Here is a 3,292-nt window from a genome sequence, read left to right on the forward strand (position 1 = left end):
TCCTAGGGGAGAAAGGAGGAGTAATCCTCCCGACTTACCCGACATGTACACAAAAGTACCATCAATTATCTCAATGAGGCAGTAAATTAAAAATTAACTCAATATTTAATTGACAATTTTGGGCAATTAGGTAAATAAACTCTACATCTATGTACATCTGCGGAATGTAGGTTGGAGAGTTGCAGGAAGTTGTTTTCTCTCCCTAGTTTGAATCATATTATTCTTTATGATCTCTTTTAAAGTCTATGTAAGCTATTTATTGCCCTATGTTTTCAGATTTCATTGAGGATTTAGAAGTTGTCTGATCAGGATCCTGAGCTACTTTTTATTCCTGCAACTTCTGTTTGAAAACCTCAAGATTTTCCCAGTTAAACTTTTCCGGAGGACAGGCCCTGATACATCTCTGGCAGTGGGCGCCTTCACACAGGTCAGTGCTTATCATAACCCTGTTTTCCTCGTCAATTGATATAGCGCCCGTTGGACAGACTTTAATACACTTTTTGCACTCGGGGCAATCGACAATCATAGTCATATAGGTCCCGACTCTTTCAAGTACATGAAGCCCTTCTTCTCCAAGAACTGGAATATCTCTCTCCACTCGTTTTTCTATAATAGGATTTTGTATAGGTTCTCCGAGCTCTGGAAGTCCTTTCTTTTTGAGATATTTCTTGAACATTTTAAAAGGCATACCTTCCTCCCAGTATGCAAGTTCAAGAACATACACGTCCCGGAATTCCGGCGCGGTTGCAAACATTATATGTGTACCTATTATTTGACTTGCAATATCCTGAAGCTCCCATAATCTCTTTTCCGAAAGCAATATTTCACGGGCGACTGCAAGTGAAGTGTTTCCAAGCTGGAAAATCTTTCCTGTTGCGTATGGAATCAAACCGATTTTCTGGGCTTTTGCCGCATCCATATAGGTACCAGCAGCACCTGCCATATAAGCCGTATCAATGTCTGCCATTTCGATACCTGCAGTCGAACAGAGAGTAATATGTCCTGCACGAATTGCGCCTATGGCTTTTCCGGCTTCAGTCAGGTCTTTCTCAGAGAAATCCATCCGGTTTTGCATATGAATAAGCCCATCCGGAGTTTTAATCTTTGGGAGCTCTATAAGGCCGCATTCAATTCCTTTTTCTATCAGAGCTATAACCCCGGTACCTGTAATTCCTTTGGCTTTGATCTGACCTTCCTTAAGGATTTCCCCGGTTGACGGATCTATTATATCTCCGGGAACTGATTTCATTTCTTCACTCAGGATGTAGTTTCTTAATCCTCCATTCTCGAATTCAAAATCTGATATGGTGTAAGGAGAAGCAAGGTTTCCATGCCTTATCTGCTGTCCTTCAAGGGCAGGACCAGCAGCTGCAGATCCCGTATAAATAATGTCCTTCACTTTGAGAGCCATCTCTGCATTTGTTCCGTAGTCCGTAGCAATCGAAATTTCATCACTATCGAGCATTCCGGATTTAATTATCAGGGCAAGGGCGTCAGCTCCAACTTCATGCTTTATTGCAGGAGGAACTACAACCTCACAATCATATTCATCAAATCCGGGAATTTCACTGCTATGTACGATTCTCGCGCTCCTATCCTGCTCCTGTATATTATACTTCTTTTTCTTCCGTTCTCCTGCATAAGCGAGATCTTCAATACTTATTCCCTGGAAGATGGATAGCTGAATCGGGTTCCCACAGATTGAAAGCCTTTCAAGCTCCTCGCTTTTTACATCAAGAGCCTGGAATAGGTTCTTTACTGCATTTATAGAAAGTCCATGCGCGAGATCCTGACCATAGTGAATTGCAAAATCCATATGATCCATCACATTTGCTCCAGGAAGAGGATTCCTCAAAGTTATCACTGTTCTTCGGATTTCTTCTGTATCAAGATCGATTTTTTGAGCTCTATACCCACTTGTTCCAAGGTCAATTGCAACTCCACATCTCATAGAAATTCCCCAAACTCTCTATATTTTACCGGTACTTTGGTGTGCTATATAGCTGTTTCAGATTTATTTACATATTATTTTGAAAAATAACGTATAAATAAATAGGGGGATTTATTCCTCCTTACATATTTTAAACCCCTCTGAGTTTATCTTAATATTTTTTAATCCGTTTAAAAAAACAATCTCACTAATGTGCCCACTCTCTTTGCTTTTTTCTTTCAAGACCAATTGAATATTCACATTCCAATATGAAAAACAGATATCGGGAGGAAGATGACTGGCATATCTTTATATATTACAAGTGACTTTGTATAGCTGATGAGCTAGTCCGGGTAGCCCGGCGTTACCTGTAACCCGAAATCGCCGATACGCGGGAGACGAAGCCAAGGGAAGATGCGTCGAAGGGACTCCAGCCTGGAATCTCAACGGAGAAGCCCCGTCCTGCTGGGATGGTGCAGGTATGCGGGTTTGCTGGAGAGCAGGTCTTCATACCCTAACTGCGGAAACCGGTCGAGGCCCGGAAGGGAGCAGACTTACTGTGGGCAACTATCGCTTGCGGGGCTGCGGGGTGGAGAAGAGGTTCCAGTCTACTGGTATCTCCAAGATTCAACGACCTGAGGCGTGCTCATCGCTTTAATACACAAAATAATTAGAATACATCAGGTGATTCCGTTTTATAGCATAACTATTATACTTCTTGTAAAATAGTCTCTGTGAAACCCTTCCCCTGGAAAAGATTAAATACATAAAATGCGTTTAAGGGGACGCGCTTCTTGAAGTCCTTTGTGACGAGATAGCCAAGCCCGGTATGGCGCGGGATTGCTAATCCCGTGATGCCCTGCATCCCGGGGGTTCGAGTCCCCCTCTCGTCGTTTCTTTTTAAATAATTCTGAGTCTTGTTTTTGAAATTATACCTATATTCTCAGCTCCAACCCATTTTCCGCAGTAAACTCCAACCCATTTTCCGCAGTAAATTTCTAAACTCATATTTTTACTGCTGTCGATTTTTAATCAAATGCAGGTTTGTTGGACTTTTATTTAGTAGGTAAAAGCAATTATCTGGTGTATTTAGAGACAAAAAACGATATCATTCAATTTTCATTAAATACTATTAAAAACGACACAATTCCATAATCTAGTGATTTCTCTTATTGTTCTTTCCTCAAACCTACAATTTTCTCTGCTAACTACCTCAAAAAGCTGCAATAATCTTGAAAAACAAATTCTTTGGCATTTTTGCCAAAGAATTTGTTTATTCATTAGATATTTTTTTTGAATATTTTATCTAAAATCAATACGCTCCGCTACTTTCTAAAGTGAAACTTTTATCAAAATAGCTTA

At 40.5% G+C, this 3,292-nt stretch carries 1 protein-coding gene, 1 tRNA gene and 1 other RNA gene; 2 read left to right on the forward strand and 1 reads right to left on the reverse strand.

Translation table 11 applies throughout. From position 1 onward, the window contains the following. Nucleotides 1-325 precede the first annotated feature (325 nt). Nucleotides 326-1,951 (reverse strand): methylamine methyltransferase corrinoid protein reductive activase, encoded by a 1,626-nt coding sequence (locus ASJ81_RS10345; protein WP_095644389.1) that lies wholly within the window; start codon nucleotides 1,949-1,951, stop codon nucleotides 326-328. A gap of 316 nt (nucleotides 1,952-2,267) precedes the next feature. Between ASJ81_RS10345 and ffs the strand changes: the two genes are divergently transcribed. Together ffs and ASJ81_RS10355 are read left to right on the forward strand one after the other, a co-directional pair. Beyond that, nucleotides 2,268-2,582, forward strand: an RNA gene (gene ffs, locus ASJ81_RS10350) — signal recognition particle sRNA. Between the two features lie 156 nt (nucleotides 2,583-2,738). Continuing rightward, nucleotides 2,739-2,823, forward strand: a tRNA-Ser gene (locus ASJ81_RS10355). Nucleotides 2,824-3,292 lie beyond the last annotated feature (469 nt).

The sequence above is a fragment of the Methanosarcina spelaei genome (genome assembly GCF_002287235.1).
Taxonomy (GTDB): domain Archaea; phylum Halobacteriota; class Methanosarcinia; order Methanosarcinales; family Methanosarcinaceae; genus Methanosarcina; species Methanosarcina spelaei.

Coding starts and splice junctions, on each gene's coding strand:
- ASJ81_RS10345 (WP_095644389.1), bottom strand. CDS start 1,951: ATGAGATGTGGAGTTGCAATTGACCTTGGAACAAGTGGGTATAGAGCT.